Below are 22,347 nucleotides of genomic sequence, written 5' to 3' on the forward strand. Positions count from 1 at the left end.
AACAAAAAAAGAATTTGTATATCTCTAAAAATGAGTATCTTTAAACTCAAAATACTGTAATATGAAAAAGTGGCTTTTCTTAACATTACTCATCTTTATTTCATGGAACCTTAATGCCCAAAATAAAAACTTGATGCAAGATTGGAATCAGATTGAAAAAAAAGTGGAAAATGGTGATTACAAATCGCTCGTTCCAGCCCTAGAGGCAATTTACCAAAAAGCAGAAAAAAACAACGACCTCCCGAGCAAAATCAAGGCTTTGCTAATCAAAGCTAATGTCGAAACTTCGGTGAGCGACAAGGTAGATAACAAGCTGGATATTGTAAATCTTTTTAAATCTGAAATTCAAAAAAGCAAAGGCACCGAACGCGCTATTTGGCAGGCGTATTTAGCCAAGCTTTACAATACTTACTATATCCCTTCTATGAGTAAAAACTTCTCTACCTCACAACGCAGCGAGGATTTCAGAGAATGGACGCAGCAGCAAAAAATCGAAGCCATCAAAGAATTATTGAACGAAGCCACTGCTAATCCTGCCCTTCTAGACCAGCCACTTAAAGATTATAAACTCCTCGTGGAAGGCGACTTGCAAAAAAATATTTTAATCAAAACATTGTATGATTTGGTGCTTTATGAAGCTTATGAAATCATGGATAATTTTTCGCAAGAATCCGAAGCTGCCAATCAATATTTAATTAAATTGAGGGACTACCAAAAACAACAAAAAAGTCCAAATTGGCTGTATTATGAAATTGCAATCCTAAAGGAGCAATGGAACGATGAACAGGTTAGCAAAGAAAAATATTTAGCAGAATTAAAAGAGCTCTACACTCAAAATAGCAATAACCCATGGAGCGGCATGGCACTGCTACAATGGGTGGAACAAAACGAAGAAGCAAGCCCTGCGATTTATGAGCTAGTAATTGCCAAAATCGAGCAATTTAAGGATTTTGCCTACACGCCTTATCTAGAAATTTTAGCCCAAAAATTGGTAGCACCCGAAATTCAAATAAAAAGCCTTACTAGCTGGTCGCCAAACACTAATTCACCCATTGAAATCAGCCACAAAAATACCGGAAATAAGATTTATTACCGATTGTATGAGCGCACTTTGAACAAAAGATTACGCTACAGACTTGGAGAATATTCCTCTGTGGAAATTGAGGGTTTTAAAAATTTTAAAATCGCAGCAAAAGGGGAAATAACACTTAAAAAATTTGATGATTTAAAAACGCACAAAACCGTATTTCCGTTAGCTTTCCCAAAAGGAAATTATTACTTGCTCTTCTCCTCTCGCCCCGATTTTAATGAAAAATCTGCTTTGTCTGGTTCCGAGATCACTGTAAGAGATTGGAACAACGACAAGCTTCTTCTTACGGATAAAAACACCAATGCACCGCTTAAAAAAGCTAAAGCAACTATTCTGGTTTATGACCAAGAATTGGGAAAAATAATCAAAAAAACACCCGTGGTGACAGATGAAAACGGAGTGATTCCTTTTTCTCTCACCTCTCGCAGATATTACCTTGAATATTATTTAGAAAAAGATGGTGTTTTTGTAAATTTTTATCCTGAAGCAAAAAAAACAAAAGAAGATAACTTTGAGCATACCAGTGCTAAAATCTTAACCGATAGAAATTTGTATCGCCCTGGACAAGAAGTTTTTGTAAAAGCCATTGTTTACGACGATGTAAATATGCGTCCAAAAACAAATCTTAACTACACTATATTGCTCAAAAATGCTAAATACGAGACTATTGCAAGCAAAGAAATAAAAACTAATAGCTTTGGTTCTTCAACCACATCTTTTATTCTCCCTACCAATGACATGCCTGGCAACTACCAATTGATGATTAAAGATTTAGGACAAACAGGAATCAGAGTAGAAGAGTACAAACGCCCAAATTTTGAAGTAAAACTCAATCCATACGAAGGGCAAGCTACATTGAACCAAACAGTGAATATTACAGGAAATGTAATGTCTTATGCAGGAGCCAATATCCCGAACGCTACGGTAGAATACAATGTGCGCCGCATAGAACTTGAGCCTTATCGTTTCTTTTTTTCAAATAGAAAAGAGGTGCAAATCAAAAGTGGAAAAACCGCAACCAATGCGCAAGGAAATTTTGAAATTAGCTTTGACGCCACAAGCAATGCTCCTGCTAGCCAAGCTAAATATTTCTCATACGATGTACGCGTAAAAGTAACCGACCCTTCGGGCGAAACGCATAGTGCCAACAAACGATATTCTTTCTCAAATGTGCCTTTCTACATCACAACAGAAACCCAAGGAAGCAAATTAAGTTCTAACTTTAAAGAAATTGACATTAAAACATTTAATGTAAATAATCAGCCTGTTTCTGAAAAAGTAAAAGTCGAGTTATTTGCCTACGAACCAAATGATAGAATTTTAATTCCGTTTAAAAACAATAGCGATTACGAAATTTTATCAAAATCCGAATTTATAAAAGAATTGCCGCATGTTGCATACATGGGCGACTCGCTTAAAGTGAAAAATTTAGTTTTTGCGGAAGAATACACAACACAAGAAAATACTAAATTTCAATTGCCACAACAATTGGCAGCGGGGCACTACAAACTTATCATTTCTCAAAATGCAAATGGTGCCGAAATAAAAACGGAACGCAATATAGTAGTCCTTGACGACCAAAGTTTAAAAATCAATGAAAATGCGTTTTTTGTAATGCAATTTGATCAAAGCAAACAGTTCAATCCTGGCGAAAAAGCCATTGTATATTTCGGCGGAGCTGCCAAAGGAGGACATGTGAAAATTGAGATTTATGGCAAGAACAATACGCTAATCAAAAGAGAATTTGTACCAGTGTATGGCAAACTTATTCGCTACGAAATTCCAATCAAAGAGGAATATCGTGGCAATATTTCCTTGAGCCTTTCGTATGAAAAATTCAACTATACCCAAAGCGAAAATTTCACCATTTTAGTTCCTTTTAATAATAAAAAATTAGAAATCACAACCGAAACCTTCCGCTCGCTACTAGAGCCAGGAAAAGGCGAAAAATGGAAGTTTAAAGTGCTTAGAAAAAATGGAAAAACGGCAGAATCCGAAGTTTTGGCAACTATGTACGACGCTTCGCTCAATGCTATTTATAGAAAAAACAACATCAACTTTTTCCCATATCGTTCAAACTATAATTATCACACGGCATACAATAATATTTTAAAATTCTTTAGTACAATTCCAGAGACTGAAGACATTAAATTTAAAGAATACAATTTCCCATTATCGTTAAATCTTTTTGGTTTAAATTTAAGCTCCACAAATTATGACATAGTGGTAGGCTTTGGCAGACAAAAACGAGCAGCTTTTACGGGATCGCTTGAAGGTGTTGCAAAGGCTGTAGATTTATCTGCCCTAAAATCAGCCTTAAAAGAAGAAAGAGTAGTTATAGGGAATAACCCAAGAAATTTTAAAGACAACGAGCCAAAAGAAAATCTATCTATCCGAAAAAATTTAAACGAAACCGCCTTTTTCTACCCTGATTTAAAAACCGATGCCAATGGGGATTTCTGGGTAGAATTTACAGCTCCAGAGAGCTTAACGACTTGGAATTTCCAAGCTTTGGCGCAAACCAAGGATTTCAGCTTTGGCTATTTAAACGAATCGGTAAAAACACAAAAGGAATTAATGGTAACCCCAAACATGCCAAGATTCTTGCGTGTGGGCGACGAAATTTATCTAAAAACCAGAGTAGATAATCTGAGCGATCAAGCCATCGAGGCTCAGGTGAGTTTAAATTTAATCAACCCGAATAACAACCAATCGCTAGACAAAAACTTTAAGCTTAAAAACAAATCTCAATCGGTAAATATCCCAGCCCATGGCACCCAAGTCGTAACTTGGAAAATCGAAATTCCGAGCAATTTGGATGTTGTGCTATTCCGCGTGTTTGCCAAAGGCAAAAAACACCAAGACGGCGTAGAAAATATGTTGCCGATTTTGAGCAACCAAGTTTTGGTGACCGAGACTATGCCCGTTTATGTAAACAAAGGACAAAGCAAGCGTTTTGTGATGCCAAACATCGAAGAAAATTCAAAAACGAGAAATAATATTTCTATGAAATTTGAATTTACTAAAAATCCAAGCTGGTTTGCGGTGCTCGCCTTGCCTTATCTGGACAATCCTGATTTTAAAACCACAGATAATATCTTAAACGGCTTTATCTCCAATGCCATGAGCTACCAAATCATGAAAGACAATCCTAAGTTTGAAAACTACTGGAAATCCTATCGTGAGCAAAACAAATTTGAATCACCATTGAATCAAAACAGCGAGTACAAAAATTTAGCCTTGCAAGCCACCCCATGGACAGTGGAGGCAAAAGATGAGAAAGAAAGAATGTATCAATTATCTAATTATTTCAATAAAAATCAAGCTGAATTAAACATCAATCGTTATCTTTCTCAATTAGGCGAAATGCAACTGAGAAATGGTGCTTTCCCTTGGTTTAAAGATGGGCTACCTAATCTTTACGAATCGGTGTATGTTTTGCAGAATTTAGGCGAATTTCTAAACGACCACCCAGAGTATAAAAATTCTACCAAAAGAATTATTGGCAATTTAATTTCCTATCTAGACAGCAAAATCATCGCCGACTGGCAAGAGGTTAAAAATCCATTTGAAAAACAATTTTTAATCGATCGTGTTACGAGATTCTTATACGGCAGATCTTTCTTTGTAAAAGATTATCCGCTGAATGCCAAATTAAGAAAAATCAATGATTTTGTACTGAAGGAATCATTTAATCATTTAAACAATTACACCATTCGAGGCAAAGGTGTTTTGGCTTTAACCCTAAACAATTACAACCGCAAAGCCGAAGCACAAAAAGTGATGCACTTCATCAAAGAACGCGCTACCATTTCCGAAGAAATGGGCATGTATTGGAACGAGAAATTTAGCTCATGGTTCTATTCAGACATCGAACGTCAAGCCCTTTTAATCAGAGCTTTTGAAAAAGTGAGCAACGACCAAGAAAGTGTAGATTTAATGAAAATTTGGCTCCTTAAAAACAAAGAAACCAACCAATGGGACAATAACAAAAACACCGCTGCTGCCGTGAATGCCTTGCTTAATGTAGGTGGAAACTTAATGAACGAAAGCACGGAAGTAACAATCAAAATTGGTGGCAAAAATTGGCAACCCACCAAAGGAGACGAAATCGGTGGCGTGTACAACGAGACTTGGCAACCTAATCAAATAAAACCAAGTTTAGGCGAAATCGAATTGAAAAAAGAAACGCCAGGCACCGCTTGGGGAGCACTCTACTATCAATATTTAGAAAATATGGATAAAGTGAAAAGCACCGAAACGGGCTTAAGCGTGAAAAAAGAAATGTACAAACGCTCTAACATGAACGATCATGAAAAACTAATCCCAATCAACGAAAAAACACCGCTTAATATTGGCGATATCGTTTTGGTAAGATTAAAAATACAAGCCGATCGCGACATGGAGTTTGTTCACTTAAAAGATATGCGTGCCGCAGGCTTAGAGCCTGTTCAGCAAATCTCTGGCTACCGTTGGGTTTCTGGCTTGGCTTATTACCAAAGCACCAAAGACATCGCAACACATTTCTTTATTGATCGTTTAGGCAAAGGTTTCCACATTATTGAGTATGAATTGCTCGTGAATAACGCAGGCGATTTCTCCAACGGATATTCGGAAATTCAAAGTTTCTATGCGCCAGGTTTCCTTTCAAGAACTGCGGGCGAGAGAATCCAAGTTGAAGATTAAAGAATAAAAAAGCGCAAAAATCAAAAATCCCTCAAAAATACATTTGAGGGATTTTCTTTATAAACCTAACCTATATAAAAAATTTCTAATTTAAATAAAGCTCTCTCCTAGCGAGATTAACTAAAATAAAAAAGCCACTTCGCTACTTACCGTGAAGTGGCTTTTGAGTGGAGAATATCGGAGTCGAACCGATGACCTCTTGCATGCCATGCAAGCGCTCTAGCCAGCTGAGCTAATCCCCCAACTTTTGCCTTATAGTTCAAATGACTGAACGGCTGAAAGAATCCTATCGATTTCTTTATCGCCAATCGCCATTCCTATGAACCATGTCTCAAAAGAGCTAGGAGGCAAATATACACCTTTTTTCAACATATAATGGAAAAATTTATTGAAATTCTCATTATGTGCAGTTTTAGCTGTTTCAAAATTTACAATTTCCTCTTCAGAGAAGAAAAGTGTCATCATCGATCCCACTAAATTAATGCTGTGTGCTATGCCTTTTTCGATTAAAATCTTATTGATTCCTTCGGCAATTTTAAGGCTTGTTTCTTCTAATTCGTCGTATTTTTCTGGCGATTTAATCAAAAGTTCAAGCGTTGTCAATCCGCCTCGCATAGCGAGTGGATTCCCCGAGAGAGTTCCCGCCTGATACACAGGACCTAGCGGTGCTAAATAATCCATAATTTCTTTGCGCCCCGCAAAGGCACCTACTGGCAAGCCCCCTCCGATTACTTTACCATAAGTTACGATATCTGCATCGATGTTAAACAATTTTTGCGCACCACCAAAATCCAAGCGGAACCCTGTCATCACCTCATCAAAAATCAAAAGTGCACCGTTTTGAGTACACACTTTTCTCAATTCTTCAAGGAAAAAGTCGCGTGGTGGCACACAACCCATATTTCCTGCTACGGGTTCTATGATCACGGCAGCGATTTGCCCTTCATTTTCACTGAAAATATTTTTTACGCTCTCGATATCGTTGTACGTGGCAAGCAGAGTATCTCTAGCCGTACCTTGTGTAACGCCTGGGCTATTAGGTTTACCAAAAGTAGCTAGACCACTTCCTGCCTCGATCAAGAAACTATCTGAATGCCCGTGGTAGCAGCCTTCAAACTTGATGATTTTCTCGCGATTGGTATAACCTCTTGCCAAGCGTATCGCACTCATACAAGCCTCGGTTCCTGAGTTTACAAAACGGATTTTATCTAAATTTGGCACATTATTCACCACCAAATCAGCGATTTCTGTTTCTAATTCTGTCGGTGTGCCAAAAGAAGTTCCTTTTTCGGTTTGCTCAATGATGGCTTGCGTTACAGCTGGATGGGCATGCCCCAAAATCATCGGTCCCCAAGAGTTGATTAAATCTACATAGTCGTTACCATCTACATCATACAAATACGCTCCTTTGGCTCTTTCCACAAATACGGGAGTTCCGCCCACGGATTTAAAAGCTCTCGCAGGCGAATTTACTCCACCTGGCAATACTTCTTGTGCTTCTTTGAACAATGCACTACTTCGTTGATATCTCATTTCTTTTTTTTTAATTTCTTGGTTTCTTGCTTCTAAGATATAAAATTTCTCCCACTTGTGGCTCTTCGCCTGGTTTCATTCTGTTTTTGCGATAAAGGCTATTTAATTTAATGCCCATTTTTTGAGAGATTAAATACATATTATCGCCTCGTTGTACACGGTAAGTCTTTTGCATACCTCGATTTCTTTTGTTGCAAAGGAATAGATTTTGCCCTGCCTTTAATTTATTAGGAGCCGAGAGATCGTTGTATTTAAGCAATTTTCTTTCGCTAATGTTGTAGGCTCTCGCCACTTGGAAGATGGTTTCACCTGGATTCACCACGATGTATTCTCTGCGATTGGCGTGGCGTTTAATTCTATTTTTGGTTAATTTAGCCTTCGGTGCAGGTGTCGCCTTTCTTTCAGATAATTGTTGCACTTTTTGTTTCTCACGCTGAACATTTTGGCTTGGCGGCACGGCGACTACTTGTGGAGTCTTTTCTGGTGCAGGCGTTGCAGCCACATAAGTTTCGCTCACATTGTAGCCTAAAATGTCTTTTTTATTCACATTTCCGTATAACGAAACAAGTTTTGTGTAAACTTCATCGGCATTGGGATTTAATTTATCAAATGCATCTAAATTTAATTTTTCGATTTTTGAAATTAGCATTTGTGCATAGCGAGGATTGGTCGCGTAGCCTGCCTTTCTAAGTCCATATGCCCAAGCACGGTAATCGGTGAGTGGCAATTCAAATAGTTTTTTGTAATAAGGACGCTCTGCTAAAAATTTGGAGTGATCGCGATAGCTATCCTCTACTTTGTTATATTTTCTAAAGCATTCGCCACGCGCATCGTCGTCGTGGTAAATTCTTCCGCCTGTCCAATTCTCTTTACACTTAATCCCAAAGTGGTTGAACGCTTGCTCTGCCAATCTAGATTGCCCACCCGCGGTTTCAATAATTCCTTGTGCCAAGGTGATACTTGCAGGGATTTGATATCTATTCATTTCTTGCACTGCAAGAAGTGCATATTTTTTCACATACTCCACATCGCGGTCTTGTGCAAAGCTTGTAGTCGCAAACGCCACTAATGCAAAGGCTAAAAAAAGTTTTTTCATATATTATTTAGGTTTAAAAGTCTATATTGTATTTGTTTTTAAATCTTTCATTAAAACCTTTTATCCCCTGAAGCCCACCTGTATGCACGGCTAAAATTTTAGACTCGGGCTGGAAATAACCTTTTTCTACAAGATCCAAAATCCCGAACAACATTTTGCCCGTATAGAGTGGCTCTAGCTGGACTTTCTGGTTTTCTTTGAAATCGTTGACAAAACTAATTAAATCTCGATTAAATTTACCAAATCCACCGAAGTGAAATGCGTTAATAATTTCATAATTTGTTTTATCTGTATATTTTTTCACGGTTTCGAGCAAAAATTCGCAATCCATAAGTGCAGGAAAACCAAGCACTTTCTGGTGCGGATTGCTTGATTTTAAAATCCCCGTAAATGTTCCTGCCGTTCCCATGGCACAAGCGATATAATCAAAATCTTGTGTACCCGCATGCAAAATCTCCTCGCAGCCCTTGATGGCAAAATCATTGGTTCCGCCCTCGGGCACCAAATAAAAATCCCCAAATAAATCGTGCAAATCATCGATGAAATAATCTTGGCTTTTTCTGCGATAATCTTTGCGCGTTACAAAATGCAATTTCATGCCCATTTGCTCAGCTTCTTTGAGCGTGGCGTTTCTCGGCTTGTTTTTCAGCTCATCTCCACGGATAACGCCAATGGTCTTAAACCCAAACGCCTTGCCTGCCGCTGCCGTAGCATGGATATGATTAGAGTAAGCCCCACCAAAAGTCAATAAAGTTTGATGCCCCTGCGCATGTGCCTCGATTAAGTTATATTTTAATTTTCTGAACTTATTGCCTTGAATGAGCGGATGATTTAAATCCTCTCTCAACAAATGCAAGGACACTTGGCGGTTCTGCAAAATTTCGTGCTGAATCTCCACAATGGGCGCCGCGGGAATTTGAATTACTAAAGGATTTTTGCTCATAAGGACACTCGATTTAAAAGAAATTGTAATCCCACAAAGGTAATTAATTTAATTAAGCATTTAAAAAACATCGAGTTAAGATTTCTTAAGGCACATTCAAAACACAAATGCAACGCTTAAATAATTTAAAACTAAAAGCGTATGCAAAGAGAAGAAATCAGACCTTTTTTGGTAGTACAGAAGTTTGTACCCATTCCCGTAAATCATTTAGAACCTAAGCAGTACATATATGAATATGGTATTGTAGTACAGGTGTTGAAACAAGAAAATAATATTGAGGTATTATTTTCTGGTCGTTCGTGGATAACTTTTAAACCTAAGGATATTTTATATCATCGTGTGGCTGTGAAAAAAGAAGAAACCGATTTTTTTATAGAAAGCCGATAGGCTTTTGAGTGGGCTCGTCTCAAGTATCGGTAAAATCTAACGGCAAAAATCCCTGTAAATGCGACAATATCAAGAGGTTAATAATTATTATTTGTGTGAAAAGGTTCAGCTTAGACCTACTAGCCTATTGCATTATAGTTATGTGATGGACTTACGAAATTACGAAGTAGGCTATGCTCCTACTTTACGCCAAAATCTAAACAAGGAAAAAACAGAATTAGATGAGTTAAACGCACTAGATGATATTTCAGAGTTTGGTTCAATTGTTAAATATGCTGAAAAGTGTGTTGAGTTGTATAAGGAGAAACAACAAGAAGTGTATAATGAGAAAGGGCATGTTTTAAAGGATTTAGGAACGCTCTCGGATACTCAAGTAAGGAATATAAAGAAGTATGCTATTTTATTTGCTGACGCAACGAAATCAAACAAGGACAAATATTTATCTTTTGTAACCTTGACCTTGCCCAGTGCCCAAAAGCACCATGATAGAGTGTTGCGTAAAATACTTGCTAAGTATCTTGACCATTTAAAAAAGGTCTATGGTTTAAAAAATTATCTCTGGAAAGCGGAGACGCAGAAGAATGGAAATATTCATTTTCATGTTTTGATTGATACGCAAATCCCTCGTGAGGATATTCAGCGCATATGGAACCAGTATATAAATAAATATGGTTATGTTGATAGATATTCTGAAAAGATGAACCGCTTAACGGCTAAAGAATATATGGCTAAGTATTCAAAAAATTATAAATCAGAAAAAGACTGCATACTAGCTTACCAGCGTAATAAAAAAATGGGTTGGAGCAATCCCCCAAGTACTAAAATTGAAACGCCAAAGAGTAAACGAAATATAGTTGCGTATGTGGTGAAATATCTATTAAAGCAAGAAGAAAATAAACGCCCAGTAATTGGTGCGGTGTGGGGCGCATCAAATAAGGTAAAAAAACTCAATTATTTAAATTTTGAAGTTAGCAGTTATTTAGAGGAGTTAAACCACTTGCGGGGAAAATTGGAGTATGTGCCTACTGCTATTCAATTTGTAGAGTTGTATAAAGGTAAAGTATATCAGATGATCCGCAAGGGATATAAAAAATTAAACGAGCATTTAAAAATTTATAATAAAGCCATAAGACAGTTATTAGATACCGATTTGAGTATAAATTTAGACCAGTTAATCCAATTAATTTATGAAAAACAATACACAGAACTTGCAAATAATTAGTGCTAAGGAGCTAGCTAATTATTTAGGCGTAAGCTATTCCACTGCACGCATGATAAAAAAAGATATTTTAAGCCACTATAAAAAGAAATATCTAACGCTAAAGCTCGTAAAAAAATATTTTGATGATTAGTGTCAAAAATTGGTATAAATCGCTTAAAAGTGGTAAAAATCGCTAGATTTTAAAAAGTGCTTTTGCATGCTTAATATCTTTGTTTCAGAAATTTAAAATAAGATATAAAAATGAGAGTAACATTAGCAAAAGCAACCGAGGTGCTGGAAGTTAAGGAAAGTGCAGCGGGTTTGATTTTAAAAGGTAATTCAAGTACCGATTTCGGACAGGTGCAAATTGAGTCTTACCTAGTAGATGAAACCTTTACTAAAAAGGTTTTGGTGCCAAAGATGAGCGTTAAGCTATTTACAGAATTGTTGGGCGTTCATTTTGTTAAATTGCAAACAACAATTGGTAGCGACAAAGTAGCGGTAATTCCTTTTTCTAAATCTGGAAGTTTGCCATTAGGTGACAAAACTTACATTGAGTTCCATGTATCGGGTGGACAAGCACAGAATGTAACTGCAGAAACATTTGAGGCTATTGGAAGTGCAGAGCCTATTTATGTGCAACAAGTGAAGCTTGACCAAAATATATCTGTAAAGGATGTTGATGTATTAGCATTTGATTATTTGGTAGCTGAAAAGACACCAAATGAATTGCAAGTTATCAATGCACAGGGCAAAACAAGGATTTCGCAACTACAACTTGATTATGCAAAAAATGCAAGGATTGATGAGTTATCGAAATTACCTGCATTGGATTTAACAGGCTTATACACCTTAGCAGTGTATAAAAATGTAGGAGAAGAATTTACATTCTATTTGTTAGACGCAAAATAATATTGAAATGATTGGAGCAGTAACAGCGGTAAGTAGTTTAATTGGAAGTGTGGGGGGCGGTAACGCCTCCGGCTCCTCTCTTGGTCAATTTGGAGGAAAGATAGTAGGCGGTGTATTAAGTAAGATAACTGGGGGGTTAGATAGCGTTTTGGCAAACGGCTTTGATTTGCATTGTTGGGGCTCGAGCTGGTCGCCTAGTAGAGCGATGAAAGAAGGAACCACAATCGTTGAATGGATTATTGAACAATCTGGGTTTACTAAGGTAGCCAGTGCTGACAATTTTAATAAGGCGTTACTTTATTTAAAAGTTTGTGCAAGTGGTTTTCCATGGGGAAAAGATTGTACGCGTAAAGGTACCGAGGCACTAGCTGCAATGATAACAGAGGCATATGGTAGAATGCTGAAAGAGTATCAGACAAGATTTACTTATGTTGGTGATAAGGAATATCCAAAAGGAACTGATGTAAACTTAAATTTCCCATTCCGTGACACTTCAAGAGGGGATGCCGTGAGTAAGGAAGTTTTGCGCGTGCCATTCTTTAGAGAAAAAACAGATGCTGAAAGACAAGCAGATAGCCAAGCAGGTTCATCGGATTACAGACCTAGTAAGGATCAAACACTTAAAACAGGAATGCCTACAGAAGGTGCGTATCCTGCGGTAACAGACGGGGAGGTATATGGAAAAGCTACTGGACATGTTGGGCGAAATGACAATAACATTTTGTATTTATTACTAGGAGGGGCATTGATTTATTTATTAACAAAGAAAAAATAACATTTAAAAACAAAATAAAGATGAAAGAATTAATAACAAAAGTTGATAGTTTTTTACTAAAGCCATTAAGTGGTAATGGTGCAGGGACAAGTATTGCGACCTTTTTGGTTTTAGGATTGGGAGCAGTGATTTTATCCGTGTACATGGGCTGGATTAAAATCAAAGGAAAAAGAAGAGGCTGGTAATTATTAACTAAAAAAGTATAGAAATGGCGTATAATAATGGATATAGTAATGGTTGGGGTGGAAATCCCAACCCTAATTTTAACCGAGGTTATGACCGAGGTTATAATAATCAGAGACAACCTAAAAAACATTCTGGGGCTAAAGCTGGACAATCCAAGAATGGAAGGTTTTATGTTACGGCTTGGAATTATTCAAAGCAAAGAGGTATGATAACTGTTAAAGCATTTGAAAACTCTAAGAGTGTGCGTTCAGAGTCTCCAAACACTGGAAATAGATTTATAACTATGATGTTTGAGGCTTTCTATAAAAAGACTGGCGCAAAGGTTTTAGAAATAGCAAGTTTCAATGTGAATACTGGAAAAGTGTATTTGCAAAAGCTGGGAATGGTAATTTCAACTAAAGCACCTAATGGTGGATATTTCGGACAAATTAAAACTAGATAAGTTATGTTTAAACAATTGAAAGGATTATTTAAATCATTGCCGTTGTTATTGAAGTATGTACAATGTGCAAAAATATGTTTGCATCATGCGCACGAGGCAAAAAAAGAGATAGATACACTCTTTGATGATGTGGAGGGTAACGAGCCAGAGTACTTGAATGAAGAAGAACTTGCGGGTGTTCCTACGGATAAGGAACATATGTGGTAAAATATTGAGAGATGACAAGTAAATTAATTACAAGTGTTTTAATTGCAGTGGTTTACATTGGAATGATTATGTTATCAGATGTGTTGAAGGACCACATTAAAGATAGTTTTAAAGGATGAAGTTTTTAAGTGATTTGATGAAGAATAGTAAGCTATTGGCGTTATCGCTGATAGCTTTTATAATATTTTTGTTAGTTCGTAGATTTAATAGAGTTGTAACTGTTGTTAAACAAAAAATGGAGGATGCAAAGCCTTTGGTTTTAAAGGAAAAAACTACAGAACAGTTTGTGAAGACAAATTTTAGATTTTGGTCTGAAATGTTTAAAATGTTTTTTTCGGTTGGATCCTTTGACCCTTATTATGTTACACATGGTGTAAGAACGTTTAAAACTCCATTGGAATATGGGATAGAGTTGGGGAAAAGTATTGTTCCAATTAAGACAAAACCAAAGTTAAACAATCAACCTAAGAGCTCCGCACCAAGTCCAAAGTTAAATAATCAACCTAAGATACCCGCACCAAAACCAAAGCTTCACCCAGAGTGGCAAAAGGTTTTGGATAAATTTAATAAATCGTTATATGGGCAATAAGAGAAGAAATAAAAGAAGAGATAAAAAAATGACATATTTAAAAGCAATTGCCCTGCTAGCTGGAAGTTGGTGGGCTTATAAAATATCAAAACCAAAGTCTAAAGTTGAGTTTGGAGAATTGGAACTAGTGGGCGTTGATATTCCAAATACAGAGAGTGAGACTAAAAGTGTTTTATCTATGCTTTTAGTACCTAATGGATTGAGATTTGCCAAAGGATATAATTCATATGCTGATTGGGGTTATACTTTGTTTGATATATTAATAAATCAAATTAAAAGTGGTGATTTGTTGATAAATCAAGCATCTTATATAATGGCTACAGCATATCATGAAATGGGTCAATTTAGTTTATTGCGTGAGCGTTATAATGATAAAATTTCTGTTTTGAAGAAAACGCTTAAAGGGGATAAATTAAGGGAGTTTAACGAGTTTTTGAAGATTGCAGATACATTTGGTGTTAGTGCTGAAAAGGCTGTGTACATGGAGTGGAAGTATGGCGTACAATCTTGGTGTTATAATCCAGCTAGTAGAAGAAAGAATTTAAGTAATAAATATAAAGGTGATGGAGCTCGTTTTTTTGGTCGTGGATATTGCCAGTGGACTGGTAGGCATTTATATACTAAGTTTAAAGAGTTTTCTGGTGTAGATGTTTTGTCAAATCCAGATTTAATAGTAAATGATAAGCGTTTAAATGCTTTAATGACCATAAAAATGATGATGGCTGATAAACCTAATAATTTAACGGGTGTTTCTTTAAAGCTTTATTGTAATGAAAATAAAACAGATTATTACAATGCAAGAAGGGTTGTTAATTCTACAGATAGAGCAAAAGATATAGCCTCTTATGCTCAAAAGTTTGAAAATGTTTTTAATTCTTATTTAAAAAAATAGGTTATGACACAGCGAGAAAAAAGAAAAATTAAGTTTTGGTTATTCATCTTTTTAATAATCTATCTATTATTTAGATTGACCAAAAAGACGAGTATAAAGGAGAAAGTAAGCACAGGAGATAATTCCTTGTTGCCACTGGATACAAATAAATTCAAGGAACCTGTGAGTTTGCCCAAAGTAGAAAAACCAAAGTTTGATAAGGTTTTTGCAAAAGGCGGTTCTGCAGTGAGAAATGAAAAAGCATTTAGTCAAAAAGTTGATGATATGATGCAATCAGAAAAACAGAAGGGAAAAATACCAGTAAAAAGTGATGTGGTTAAAAAACTGCAGGAGGAGCAGGCAAATGATTTTTGTTCTGAATGTGAGGAAGAAAAGAGAAGGGAGCAGGAAGAAAGAAAGCGTAAAGAACAAGAAGAAATTAGAAAGAAGTTGCTTGAGAAGAAAAATAATTGCAACCAAATAAGTGAAGTTCCTGTAAAATTTCATTATGATTGTGAGGAGCCCGAGAAAGTTAAAATAACTGGCATGGGTGGACTTGCTCTATTTAGAATGCCATCAACTGGGCATTGCAGGGTATTAAATTTATATGGTGAAACTACACGTGTAATTCAGAGTTATAATGATGGGGAAAAAGAATATCTTGTTGAGCATGGGCATTATATAGATTTGTTGGGATATGTAAAGGCGCAGGTTTCAAATATTCAGCTTGATAGTAATGGGGGTTTTGAACAATTGAGTTAAACAAAAAATAAAGAGATATGACAAATTTTGTAGATAGGACAAAGATTTATAGTATATTAGGATTTACGGGGGCGGTTTCGTTTGATGAGCTAAAACCGCTTCTAGCAAGTTTATTGGCTATTGTGCTTGATTTTGCGTATAGCTTTGCAAAAAAGAAAATTAAAGATTTAAAAGATAAAAAAGATGAGTGATTGTGTGATAGTTATTGATAATAGAAAGTTTAGGAGTGAGCTTTTGTGTCGAGAGGTTTCTACAATTGATTTATCGGATAATTGTTATTATCAAGTAGGTCCATATTTTTATACCGCTAATGCATTTAAGCGTTATTTGATTGACAAGTCTCATTATGTTATTTATAAAAGGTTGATACCATTGGACGGAGAACCTGTGAAAGATTTACCAAATTTTATAGATGGATATGATTCAAATTCAGCGATTTTGTTAAGTTATAATGTTGGAACTTTTTATGATGGTTTTGTTGTAACGAAGAATAAAAACGGATATCACTTTAGAAATAGTACTAGTAAATTTGTTGGAGTTTATTTAGATGTACCAGATCCGTACAGTAATGAAGTATGCCAATTAGAATCTGGACAGGAATTTGATTATAAAGGATCAGGACCATTTGTTTTATATAATGGAGATGAAGAAATAAGGGGCATTGAATAATGAGCCATAAGAACGATTATAGCTGTATAGTTTTCGGAGCCTTTGGAGTGTTCAAAATGCAATATGTGCATGACCTTTATAAATTCTCTAAATGGCTTGATAACTCCAAATTTTCAGATTGGAGATACTTTAATGTGTATGATAGAAGAACTGGAGAATATCTAAGGAGATTTTATCACGAAAACTATATACCAAGGTTTTTAGATTAATTTGTTTGTTTTGATAATAATGAGAGAGACTGCACCTTTGTTGGTGTGGTTTCTTTTTTTTTATCTTTTTGCTTTGCAATATTTGGCATTTCTTTTGATATTTGCAAAGTGTTGTTAAATCACTAAAAAAATCAAGTCATGAAAAAAATATTACTATCATTTGGACTATGTTTAGCCGTAACCGCTGGATATGCACAAAGCAAGGAGGCAAAAAAAGAAATTAGAAAATATTATACTGAAAAACAGATTAAGTACATTGAAAAAGAGTTGAAAAATCTTTTAGGAAATGATGATTATACTGGTAACAGGTTTCAGCTTTTTGATGATTTTTATTATAAATATGAGTTTCCAAAAGGAGAAAAGCAAAAAAGAGCTTATTTTGAGTATTTTTTGATGCCATATTCTGAAGAAACATTAGCATATAAAGGTTATGCACATTATTTATTTAGTTTGTTGGACCCTCAAAATATAGACTAATGGCACGGAGATTTAAGCATTTGGACTTGCACGATAGGGCGATGATAGAGGCTTATTTAAAAGCTGGCTGGTCTATCTCGAAAATAGCTCGTGAACTGAAAAGGGATAAATCTACTATAAGCAGGGAGGTAAAGAGGAACCGAACGAAAAAAGGAAAATATAAAGCAAAGACAGCACAGACGCTCTATTCTGAAAAGAAAGAGCGTTTTTTGCGTTATAGAAGGTTCACAAAAGAAATTGAGAAAAGAGTAAGACAATTTTTGTATAAAAGATATTCACCGCTCCAAATAGTCGGTTATTGTAAAAGCCTGGGACTGGAAATGGTATCAGTTGAGAGGATTTACCAATATATAAGAGAGGATAAGCGAAAGGGAGGTTATTTGTATAAGTATTGCCGTCACGCTTTGAAAAAGAGAAAGGCGCAAGTGTCAAAATCTGTTGGGAAGATAAAAAACCGTACAAGTATAGATGAGAGACCTCAAGTTGTGAATGATAGAAAAGAGTTCGGACACTGGGAGGGTGATTTGATAGAGGGCAAAAATCATAAGGGTTATTTGCTGACACTTACGGAAAGAGTATCAAGGTTTTTATTTGTGAGGTATATACCAAATAAAACGGCTGATGTGGTCGCTAGTGCTATTATTGATGTGTTACTTCCATACAAGAAAGTTGTAAAATCAATAACCGTGGATAATGGGCTAGAGTTTGCAAGTCATGAGATAGTGGCAAAGAAACTGCAAGCAAAGATTTATTTTACAAATCCATATTCTAGTTGGCAAAAGGGACAAATTGAGCATATGAATAAATTAATAAGACAATATGTAAAAAAAGGTTCAGCAGTCACAAAAAGTACCGCTAATAATCTGAAATCGGTGCAAAAAGAGATAAACGATAGACCGTTTAAAGTGTTAAAGTTTTGCAAGCCTCGTGATGTTTTTTATACATTTGTGGAAAATGTTGCATTTAGTGCTTGAATCTAGCCATCATTCCGTTTATCAAGAATAGAATTTTCTAAATTCTAAAAATAAAAAGCCACGAGCTTTGGGGAAAACTCATGGCTTACACTACAAAAAATTTAAAGTTATGAAAACTGACTTTGTATTAAAAATTAAGCATTAGCTTCTGGTGCCCACTCGTTGCAAAGCATACCTTTGGCAGCATGCAATTGATTAGGACAAGAAGGCTTATTAAATTTAATACATGTAGCACAATCAATTTCATCTTTTAAACTCACTCGCATATCAAAGCTATCGCAAGTGTGTATTTCTTTCACCTTTGTTTCGTGGATTTTGCAAGTTGAATCTTGGCTTAAGTTCTTACAATTAACACATCCGTTGACTAATCTTATTGACATAATGGTATATTTTTTAAATTGATACAGCAAAAGTATTTAAAAACTTAAATTGAAACAATATAAATAATTATATTTCAACAAGTTAGATTTAGAATGATTAAATATAAATTTAATTTTTGCTTTATTTAAACTGATTAAAATTATAATTTATTCATTTTCAAATGAATTAAAAAAGCCTTGAGAAAAATCTCAAGGCTTCATTTATTTTGCTTTATTACTTAATTAAAGTCCTAATTGCTTTTTAACTTGCGGTGTTAAATCTTTTCCTCCACCGAAGTAAACAATGGTTCCTGATTGTCCTGCAGTAGCCAAATCGATGATGTATCCTACATTATCTTTCTTTCCTACTTCTTCGATCGCGATTTGAACCTTTTTGTATACTGGGGCTAATAAGTCTGATTCCATTTTGGCTACACCTTTAGCAGCGTTTTGTTGGTATTCTTGCAAAGCTTTAGATTTGGTTTGCAATTCTTGCTCTAGTGGAGCCAATGCTTTCATTTTTTCAGCATCGCTTTTACCTTTCAATGCTTCCATTTCCTTTTGCCCTTTCTCTACCAATGCTTGGATCTCTTTTTGCTGTCTTTGGATTTCAGCTTGGTGTCTATCTGCTTCTTTTTTAATCTTTGCTTGCGCATCTTGGAATGCTGGCAATGCTTCTAAAATTTCTTGTGAATTAACATGTGCTACGCTTTGTGCGTTTGCAAATCCGAATCCTAAGCATAGGAAAGATAGTAGTGCAATAAATGTAAACTTTTTCATACTAACTGTTTTTTTGTTCTATTTCTTTAAATTAATTTTTTCGTTTATACTATTATTATTTTTCTCTTTGTTATAGTTATTTTGTCGTTGTCCTTTGCTAGATTTCAAATCTGGTGCCAAAGTTTTCAAGACCTCTTCACTTATATCAAATTTGGGATCTGAATAAATCATAATCAAATCTCCATTTGCCTTGTCAAATACAAAGCTATAATTACGCCTCTTGGCAACTTTATTCACAGCGTTGTAAACTTGATCTTGAATGGGCTTTACCAATTTTTTTCGTGTATTTATCATATCCCCATCAGGACCATATCGCTTAATTTGCAACTTTTTGATTTCTTCTTTTTTTTCCTGAATTTTATCTTCCTTTTCTTTTATCTTCTCCTTTGTCAATAAAATGCGTTCCGTTTCTAGCTCTTGTTGCATTTGCTCTAGGACAGATTGTAGATTCCCTATCTCCTTTGCCCAATTATTCGCTTGTGTTTCTAATTGTTTTTGAGCATTACCATACGCGGGCAAATTGCTCAAAACATAATCAGTATCTACATAGCCGAAACGCTGAGCAAATGTAAAAACACTGAAAAAAATTAGCAAGAAAAAAAACTTAATTTTTAACATATTTTTGATTTTTTATAGTTGCTGACCAAAAATGAAGTGTGTCTGCCACCCTGATGGTGCTCCAAATTTTCCTGCATTATTATATTTATCAAATCCATAACCGAAATCAAATCCAAGCATTCCAAAGGCTGACATAAATACACGAATACCTACTCCTGCTGAACGCTTTAACTCAAATGGTCTGAAATCTTTGTGATCTGCCCAAGTGTTTCCTGCTTCTAAGAATCCAAGACCAAAGATTTTAGCTTGTTGATTCATCGTGATTGGATAACGCATCTCTAGCAAGAATTTATCGTAAATGACTCCTCCTCCAAGTGGTGTGATATCATCTACCCCACCACCACTAGGTGAAAAATCTTTATATCCTCTTAAAGTTACTATTTCACGACCATCAAAGCGGTTAGACTGCAACCCTGTTCCTCCCATGTAGAATCTTTCGAAAGGAGAAACTCCTAGCTCACGATTATAAGCTCCTAAATAGCCAAACTCTGCACCCGTTCTCAATACAAGTTTACCGATTAATTGTTTGTAAACATTTCCACTGAATTGAACTTTGTAGTATTCTAACCATTTATACAAACCATCGAAATCGTCTTCTTTTTTCAACTTTTCGTAGTCTTTATTTTTATTGAATAAAGAATACGGCGGAGTTAATTTTAAACTGATACTGAAATCTGAGCCTTCTTGCGGGAAAATTGGATCTGGACCTGCAGAAAGTCTGCTCAATCCAATGTTATAAGCAATTGTGTTTGATATTCCATTGCTATAATTTTTAGTTCCTAGATTAAATCCAAAATTTTTATAATCATAACGCTGATATGAAACAGATTGGCTTAATCTAAAATAATCGTCTGGCCAAGTGAGCAATTTATTCAATCCCACAGAAGCTCCCCACATTGTTAAACGAGAATCTCCTTCGCTACCACTTCTACCATACAATTGACTATAATTAGAATTATAAATTGACATAGAAAGTGCTGTTGGGCGACTTCCGCCAATCCACGGCTCTGTGAACGATAAACTAAAGTTTGAATAATAGCTACCTGCTTGTGCTCTCAATGATAGCTGCTGCCCATCTCCCAGAGGAACTGGATGCCATGCTTTTTTGTTAAATAAATTTTTGATTGAGAAGTTTCCAAAAGTAAGCCCCACGGTACCAATAAATCTTCCGCCACCATATCCACCTTGCAATTCTATTTGGCTACTTGATTTTGGTGCCAATTCCCAATTTATATCTACGGTGTTTGTTTCTTGATGATCCTTGATATCTGGCTTGATTTGTTGTGGATCAAAAAAGCCTAAAGCTCCCAGCTTCATCATTGTTCTACGGATATCTGTTTTGCTAAACAACTCTCCAGGAACTGTGGCTAATTCTCGCACGATGACATGGTCATGCGTTTGTGTATTTCCTGTAAAGGTTACTCGATCCCATGTCGCTTGCTCTCCCTCTACAATTCTGATTTCTAGGTTAATCGTGTCATTTACCACCGATTTCTCAATAGGCACCACACGAGCAAATAAATATCCATTGTCTTGATAAAGAGTCAAAATATTATCATCTTTTTGTGGATCATTCAATCTTTTTTCAATTCCTACGGCATCGTATGGATCTCCTTTTTTATAAGAGAAAATTCTTTTCAAAGTTTCTGTAGGATATACAGAGTTCCCCACAAAAGTTACATTACCTAAGTAGTAACGAGGTCCTTCCTCTACTCCTATCTTAATTAAATAATTTTTAGGATTAATTCTATTTACAGAATCGTAAGTAACTTTAATGTCTCTAAATCCTTCACTTTTATACAAATCCTTCAAGGTCTTTAAATCCTCTTGGAATTTTTCTGGTATATATTTAGATCCTTTAAAGAATCTTAGGATATTTCTACGGAAAAAGTATTTTCGCACCGTATTTTTAAGCCCTTTTCTTCTAAGCTTTGGTGCTTTGATTTCTTTATTCCCTTCAAATAAAATGTTTTGTACTTTTACACGCTCTCCTCTTGAAACTTTTACCAATAAGTTTTTAGAAAATCTAGCATTTGGCACATCGGTTTCTATAAACTCCACTTGCGCATCTGGATATCCCTTTTCGGTATAAAAATTTCGGATATTTAAACGCGCTTGATTCAATAAATCTTGTGTGATTTTTTTCCCTTTGGTAAGTTTATTATTCTTTACAAAATCTTTTTGTTTTCCTTTTTTCACGCCCTCAAAAGAAACATCGTTGATGGTAGGTAGGGCTGTTAAATTAAATCTTAAAAAGATAGAATCGCCCTTTACTTTATCGGCAAAAAGCTCAACATCAGAAAACAGATTTTGGTTCCATAATCTCTTGAGCGAGTTATTGATAATTGGACCAGGGATTTCGATTTCGTCGCCTATATTTAATCCAATAAATCTCAAAATTTGTTTACTGGTATAGGGCACTCCGCCTGTAATTTCCAAACCGCCTAATTTATATGTTTTTAGGCTGTTTAGATTTAGCTCATCGCTACTTTTCGGCTGCTTCACAATACCCGTAGAATCTACTTGTGCGTGCGCAGTCATTAATATAAATCCAAGGCTTATTAAAAATATTTTCTTCATA

23 protein-coding genes and 1 tRNA gene are annotated in these 22,347 nt (G+C 35.6%); 16 read left to right on the forward strand and 8 right to left on the reverse strand.

All coding sequences use genetic code 11. The annotated features are described in order from the left end of the window. The first annotated feature begins 61 nt into the window (after positions 1-61). On the forward strand, positions 62-5,776 hold the full coding sequence (locus ORNRH_RS03155) for an alpha-2-macroglobulin family protein (protein WP_014790471.1): 5,715 nt from the start codon (positions 62-64) through the stop codon (positions 5,774-5,776). Positions 5,777-5,944: 168 nt separating this feature from the next. Here ORNRH_RS03155 and ORNRH_RS03160 read toward each other — a convergent pair. The 4 genes from ORNRH_RS03160 to ORNRH_RS03175 all read right to left on the reverse strand — a co-directional run bounded on the left by ORNRH_RS03160 (position 5,945) and on the right by ORNRH_RS03175 (position 9,348). Then, positions 5,945-6,018 (reverse strand) — tRNA-Ala (locus ORNRH_RS03160). A gap of 10 nt (positions 6,019-6,028) precedes the next feature. Further along, a complete protein-coding gene (hemL, locus tag ORNRH_RS03165) occupies positions 6,029-7,309 on the reverse strand; it encodes a glutamate-1-semialdehyde 2,1-aminomutase (RefSeq protein ID WP_014790472.1) in 1,281 nt (426 codons plus the stop codon). Positions 7,310-7,319: 10 nt separating this feature from the next. Next, positions 7,320-8,405 carry a glucosaminidase domain-containing protein gene (locus tag ORNRH_RS03170; RefSeq protein WP_014790473.1) on the reverse strand — a complete coding sequence of 362 codons (1,086 nt, stop codon included), beginning with the start codon at positions 8,403-8,405 and terminating at the stop codon, positions 7,320-7,322. Positions 8,406-8,418: 13 nt separating this feature from the next. After that, positions 8,419-9,348, reverse strand: coding sequence for a 1-aminocyclopropane-1-carboxylate deaminase/D-cysteine desulfhydrase (locus ORNRH_RS03175; RefSeq protein WP_014790474.1), 930 nt, complete (start codon positions 9,346-9,348; stop codon positions 8,419-8,421). A gap of 141 nt (positions 9,349-9,489) precedes the next feature. Between ORNRH_RS03175 and ORNRH_RS03180 the strand changes: the two genes are divergently transcribed. The 15 genes from ORNRH_RS03180 to ORNRH_RS03240 all read left to right on the forward strand — a co-directional run bounded on the left by ORNRH_RS03180 (position 9,490) and on the right by ORNRH_RS03240 (position 18,009). After that, positions 9,490-9,735, forward strand: coding sequence for a hypothetical protein (locus ORNRH_RS03180; protein ID WP_014790218.1), 246 nt, complete (start codon positions 9,490-9,492; stop codon positions 9,733-9,735). A 58-nt stretch (positions 9,736-9,793) separates the two neighbouring features. Next, on the forward strand, positions 9,794-10,957 hold the full coding sequence (locus ORNRH_RS12065) for a rolling circle replication-associated protein (protein ID WP_014790259.1): 1,164 nt from the start codon (positions 9,794-9,796) through the stop codon (positions 10,955-10,957). Between the two features lie 240 nt (positions 10,958-11,197). Then, complete coding sequence (locus tag ORNRH_RS03190; RefSeq protein WP_014790221.1) at positions 11,198-11,848, forward strand: hypothetical protein; 651 nt, start codon at positions 11,198-11,200, stop codon at positions 11,846-11,848. Between the two features lie 7 nt (positions 11,849-11,855). Beyond that, positions 11,856-12,623, forward strand: a complete 768-nt coding sequence (locus ORNRH_RS03195) for a hypothetical protein (RefSeq protein WP_014790262.1) — start codon at positions 11,856-11,858, stop codon at positions 12,621-12,623. A gap of 20 nt (positions 12,624-12,643) precedes the next feature. Then, entirely contained in the window at positions 12,644-12,808 is a 165-nt protein-coding gene (locus tag ORNRH_RS12270) for a hypothetical protein (RefSeq protein ID WP_014790223.1), read from the forward strand. 23 nt (positions 12,809-12,831) lie between these two features. Continuing rightward, entirely contained in the window at positions 12,832-13,251 is a 420-nt protein-coding gene (locus ORNRH_RS03200; RefSeq protein ID WP_014790224.1) for a hypothetical protein, read from the forward strand. 3 nt (positions 13,252-13,254) lie between these two features. Beyond that, entirely contained in the window at positions 13,255-13,458 is a 204-nt protein-coding gene (locus ORNRH_RS03205) for a hypothetical protein (RefSeq protein ID WP_014790225.1), read from the forward strand. Between the two features lie 115 nt (positions 13,459-13,573). Next, on the forward strand, positions 13,574-14,047 hold the full coding sequence (locus tag ORNRH_RS03210) for a hypothetical protein (protein WP_014790226.1): 474 nt from the start codon (positions 13,574-13,576) through the stop codon (positions 14,045-14,047). After that, positions 14,037-14,939: a hypothetical protein gene (locus tag ORNRH_RS11525; RefSeq protein WP_014790227.1), complete on the forward strand. Its 903-nt coding sequence runs from the start codon at positions 14,037-14,039 to the stop codon at positions 14,937-14,939. Before ORNRH_RS03210 ends, ORNRH_RS11525 begins: the two co-directional genes overlap by 11 nt. Positions 14,940-14,942: 3 nt before the next feature. Next, positions 14,943-15,680 carry a hypothetical protein gene (locus ORNRH_RS12395; RefSeq protein WP_014790264.1) on the forward strand — a complete coding sequence of 246 codons (738 nt, stop codon included), beginning with the start codon at positions 14,943-14,945 and terminating at the stop codon, positions 15,678-15,680. A gap of 17 nt (positions 15,681-15,697) precedes the next feature. Then, complete coding sequence (locus ORNRH_RS12275; protein ID WP_014790229.1) at positions 15,698-15,871, forward strand: hypothetical protein; 174 nt, start codon at positions 15,698-15,700, stop codon at positions 15,869-15,871. Continuing rightward, on the forward strand, positions 15,864-16,349 hold the full coding sequence (locus ORNRH_RS03225) for a hypothetical protein (RefSeq protein WP_014790475.1): 486 nt from the start codon (positions 15,864-15,866) through the stop codon (positions 16,347-16,349). Before ORNRH_RS12275 ends, ORNRH_RS03225 begins: the two co-directional genes overlap by 8 nt. Beyond that, a complete protein-coding gene (locus ORNRH_RS03230; protein ID WP_014790476.1) occupies positions 16,349-16,558 on the forward strand; it encodes a hypothetical protein in 210 nt (69 codons plus the stop codon). Before ORNRH_RS03225 ends, ORNRH_RS03230 begins: the two co-directional genes overlap by 1 nt. A gap of 138 nt (positions 16,559-16,696) precedes the next feature. Continuing rightward, positions 16,697-17,035 (forward strand): hypothetical protein, encoded by a 339-nt coding sequence (locus tag ORNRH_RS03235; RefSeq protein ID WP_014790477.1) that lies wholly within the window; start codon positions 16,697-16,699, stop codon positions 17,033-17,035. Next, positions 17,035-18,009: an IS30 family transposase gene (locus ORNRH_RS03240; protein WP_014790478.1), complete on the forward strand. Its 975-nt coding sequence runs from the start codon at positions 17,035-17,037 to the stop codon at positions 18,007-18,009. The genes ORNRH_RS03235 and ORNRH_RS03240 overlap by 1 nt, the downstream gene beginning before the upstream one ends. Positions 18,010-18,143: 134 nt before the next feature. On the opposite strand, the gene ORNRH_RS03245 is transcribed toward ORNRH_RS03240, so the two are convergent. The 4 genes from ORNRH_RS03245 to bamA all read right to left on the reverse strand — a co-directional run bounded on the left by ORNRH_RS03245 (position 18,144) and on the right by bamA (position 22,346). Further along, on the reverse strand, positions 18,144-18,389 hold the full coding sequence (locus tag ORNRH_RS03245) for a hypothetical protein (RefSeq protein WP_014790479.1): 246 nt from the start codon (positions 18,387-18,389) through the stop codon (positions 18,144-18,146). Between the two features lie 222 nt (positions 18,390-18,611). Beyond that, a complete protein-coding gene (locus ORNRH_RS03250; protein WP_014790480.1) occupies positions 18,612-19,148 on the reverse strand; it encodes an OmpH/Skp family outer membrane protein in 537 nt (178 codons plus the stop codon). A gap of 18 nt (positions 19,149-19,166) precedes the next feature. Further along, positions 19,167-19,766, reverse strand: a complete 600-nt coding sequence (locus tag ORNRH_RS03255) for an OmpH/Skp family outer membrane protein (protein WP_014790481.1) — start codon at positions 19,764-19,766, stop codon at positions 19,167-19,169. A 12-nt stretch (positions 19,767-19,778) separates the two neighbouring features. Then, on the reverse strand, positions 19,779-22,346 hold the full coding sequence (gene bamA, locus ORNRH_RS03260; RefSeq protein ID WP_014790482.1) for an outer membrane protein assembly factor BamA: 2,568 nt from the start codon (positions 22,344-22,346) through the stop codon (positions 19,779-19,781). Position 22,347: the final 1 nt, after the last annotated feature.

The sequence above is a fragment of the Ornithobacterium rhinotracheale DSM 15997 genome (assembly GCF_000265465.1).
Lineage (GTDB): Bacteria > Bacteroidota > Bacteroidia > Flavobacteriales > Weeksellaceae > Ornithobacterium > Ornithobacterium rhinotracheale.

Excerpts from the sequence above, each read along its gene's own strand:
- ORNRH_RS03155 (WP_014790471.1), top strand. The coding sequence starts at position 62 with ATGAAAAAGTGGCTTTTCTTAACATTACTCATCTTTATTTCATGGAAC.
- hemL (WP_014790472.1), bottom strand. The coding sequence starts at position 7,309 with ATGAGATATCAACGAAGTAGTGCATTGTTCAAAGAAGCACAAGAAGTA.
- ORNRH_RS03170 (WP_014790473.1), bottom strand. The coding sequence starts at position 8,405 with ATGAAAAAACTTTTTTTAGCCTTTGCATTAGTGGCGTTTGCGACTACA.
- ORNRH_RS03175 (WP_014790474.1), bottom strand. The coding sequence starts at position 9,348 with ATGAGCAAAAATCCTTTAGTAATTCAAATTCCCGCGGCGCCCATTGTG.
- ORNRH_RS03180 (WP_014790218.1), top strand. The coding sequence starts at position 9,490 with ATGCAAAGAGAAGAAATCAGACCTTTTTTGGTAGTACAGAAGTTTGTA.
- ORNRH_RS12065 (WP_014790259.1), top strand. The coding sequence starts at position 9,794 with ATGCGACAATATCAAGAGGTTAATAATTATTATTTGTGTGAAAAGGTT.
- ORNRH_RS03190 (WP_014790221.1), top strand. The coding sequence starts at position 11,198 with ATGAGAGTAACATTAGCAAAAGCAACCGAGGTGCTGGAAGTTAAGGAA.
- ORNRH_RS03195 (WP_014790262.1), top strand. The coding sequence starts at position 11,856 with ATGATTGGAGCAGTAACAGCGGTAAGTAGTTTAATTGGAAGTGTGGGG.
- ORNRH_RS12270 (WP_014790223.1), top strand. The coding sequence starts at position 12,644 with ATGAAAGAATTAATAACAAAAGTTGATAGTTTTTTACTAAAGCCATTA.
- ORNRH_RS03200 (WP_014790224.1), top strand. The coding sequence starts at position 12,832 with ATGGCGTATAATAATGGATATAGTAATGGTTGGGGTGGAAATCCCAAC.
- ORNRH_RS03205 (WP_014790225.1), top strand. The coding sequence starts at position 13,255 with ATGTTTAAACAATTGAAAGGATTATTTAAATCATTGCCGTTGTTATTG.
- ORNRH_RS03210 (WP_014790226.1), top strand. The coding sequence starts at position 13,574 with ATGAAGTTTTTAAGTGATTTGATGAAGAATAGTAAGCTATTGGCGTTA.
- ORNRH_RS11525 (WP_014790227.1), top strand. The coding sequence starts at position 14,037 with ATGGGCAATAAGAGAAGAAATAAAAGAAGAGATAAAAAAATGACATAT.
- ORNRH_RS12395 (WP_014790264.1), top strand. The coding sequence starts at position 14,943 with ATGACACAGCGAGAAAAAAGAAAAATTAAGTTTTGGTTATTCATCTTT.
- ORNRH_RS12275 (WP_014790229.1), top strand. The coding sequence starts at position 15,698 with ATGACAAATTTTGTAGATAGGACAAAGATTTATAGTATATTAGGATTT.
- ORNRH_RS03225 (WP_014790475.1), top strand. The coding sequence starts at position 15,864 with ATGAGTGATTGTGTGATAGTTATTGATAATAGAAAGTTTAGGAGTGAG.
- ORNRH_RS03230 (WP_014790476.1), top strand. The coding sequence starts at position 16,349 with ATGAGCCATAAGAACGATTATAGCTGTATAGTTTTCGGAGCCTTTGGA.
- ORNRH_RS03235 (WP_014790477.1), top strand. The coding sequence starts at position 16,697 with ATGAAAAAAATATTACTATCATTTGGACTATGTTTAGCCGTAACCGCT.
- ORNRH_RS03240 (WP_014790478.1), top strand. The coding sequence starts at position 17,035 with ATGGCACGGAGATTTAAGCATTTGGACTTGCACGATAGGGCGATGATA.
- ORNRH_RS03245 (WP_014790479.1), bottom strand. The coding sequence starts at position 18,389 with ATGTCAATAAGATTAGTCAACGGATGTGTTAATTGTAAGAACTTAAGC.
- ORNRH_RS03250 (WP_014790480.1), bottom strand. The coding sequence starts at position 19,148 with ATGAAAAAGTTTACATTTATTGCACTACTATCTTTCCTATGCTTAGGA.
- ORNRH_RS03255 (WP_014790481.1), bottom strand. The coding sequence starts at position 19,766 with ATGTTAAAAATTAAGTTTTTTTTCTTGCTAATTTTTTTCAGTGTTTTT.
- bamA (WP_014790482.1), bottom strand. The coding sequence starts at position 22,346 with ATGAAGAAAATATTTTTAATAAGCCTTGGATTTATATTAATGACTGCG.